General features: G+C 23.3%; 1 protein-coding gene. It reads left to right on the top strand.

The window, feature by feature from the left end:
- Nucleotides 1–697 precede the first annotated feature (697 nt).
- Nucleotides 698–896: PRC-barrel domain-containing protein (locus NG918_RS16675; RefSeq protein ID WP_252227158.1), on the top strand; the 199-nt coding region annotated here is incomplete at its 3' end.

Genomic DNA, 896 nt, shown 5'->3' with positions numbered 1-896 from the left:
ACAATTATAAAATCTAATTGATCAATATTTCTTTTTATTAAATCTTCTTTACATATAGGTAAAAATTCTTTACAAAGTTTCATATATTAATTAACTCCAATTCATATATTAATTTAAATTTATATTACTAAGGTATATAGCATTTAACAAGCATTTATCAAGGGTTAAGACACATTTAACCTATGAATAATAACTCAGTTTATATTAACATACGCAAGATTACTTTACAAATAACAATAATTATTATTTTAGTAAAATAGTCGCAAGTTTTAAATAAATAATAACTATACATTTCAAAATAACAGTAACATTATAATACAAGGGGCTTTGGCAGAAAAAATTTGTTGCCTTTTTGCGTCTATGTAATATAATAATTAGTAGAAATAAACAAAGATGATGACGTAATTTAAATTTTTATATTTATCTCATAAATTAGTAGTTTAAAAATTTCTTAATTGCAGTAGTATGAGATAAATGAGCATGCTTATTTATTAGGTGTACATTAATTATAATAATAGGACTATTTGTAAATTTAGTTTAAAAATTAGATTATAGATTATAAGGTGGTGTAAAAGATGGAGGCTGGACCTCAGATTATTAATGATTTTAAATTACAACTTAATATATTTAGGAAGAGCTATTCATCTATTTAAATGTAATGAAAGTTCTTCCTGAAAACATAGAGGAGGAATCTTTCATGAAGAAATTATCAGTATTTTTATATACAAATATTTTATCTAAAAATATTTACGATGAATTTGGGGACGTTCTTGGAGAGCTAAGAGATGTTTATGTAACAACTGAAGAGGGATATCCAAGAGTTATAGGCTATAAACTTAGGAAAGATGGCATCACATTTCATTATGAATTTAGATATATAGAATTTTTAGATGATA

It is taken from the genome of Clostridium sp. ZBS2 (assembly GCF_023845855.1).
GTDB lineage: Bacteria > Bacillota > Clostridia > Clostridiales > Clostridiaceae > Clostridium > Clostridium aquiflavi.
This window is presented reverse-complemented; position numbering and strand designations above follow the sequence as displayed.